The 780-nt window shown below is 68.7% G+C and carries 1 protein-coding gene; it reads right to left on the bottom strand.

Going from position 1 to position 780, the window contains the following annotated elements; all coding sequences use genetic code 11:
* Positions 1-780: FAD-dependent oxidoreductase (locus tag ACWKV5_RS29615; RefSeq protein WP_483844149.1), on the bottom strand; the 780-nt coding region annotated here is incomplete at both ends.

The raw sequence follows: 780 nt of genomic DNA, 5'->3' as shown, positions 1-780 counted from the left end.
CCCGGGTCGATGCGCAATGGGCTGAGCAGCCTGGCGCTCGTCACGCCCGCTGCCATCACCACCGCATCGGCGGCAACCTGCTCGCCATCGGCCAGATGGAGACCGCGCACGCGGCGGCCTTCGGTCCACAACGCATCTACGCCGGTATTGAAACGCAGCGTCACGTTTGGCATCGCGCGCAACCGGTTGAACAAGCCGACGCAGAGTTGGTGACAATCGGCCACGTCTTCGTCGGGCGTGTAGATGGCGCCCACGATCTGGTCACGCGCGCCGGCAAGCGCGGGCTCGTGGGCCACCGTTTCGTCGGCGGACAATGCATGCTGCTCGCAGCCGAGCGTCGCCTGATAGCCGACCTGCGCGCGGGCCGATTCAAACGCCGCAGCCTCGCGATGCACCACCAGCTTGCCGCGGCGCGCAAAGCTGAACGCCAGATCCGGCGACGCCTCCCGCAACGCTTCCATGCGTGCGCGGCTGTAGAACGACAGCGCAAGCAGCTCGCGCGTGGTGCGGTCGGCACGGTCACGATTGCAGGCCGCGATGAAGCGCAGCCCCCAGCGCAGCAACGCCGGGTCCAGCGATGGCTTCAGCCGCAGCGGCGAATCGCGACGCAACAGCCAGCCCGGCACATGCGAAAGCACGCCGGGGCCGGCCAGCGGCGCCACATAGCTGTAGCTCAACTGGCCGCCGTTGGCATAACTGGTGCCCTCGCCCGGGCCCGGATGGCGCTCGACCAGGGTGACCGGATGGCCTTCCTGAGCCAGCGCATGGGCCGTGCTGATG

The organism is Pseudomonas oplopanacis, from assembly GCF_057128725.1.
Note: the sequence above shows the minus strand (reverse complement) of the source record. Positions and strands in the feature narration are given on the sequence as shown.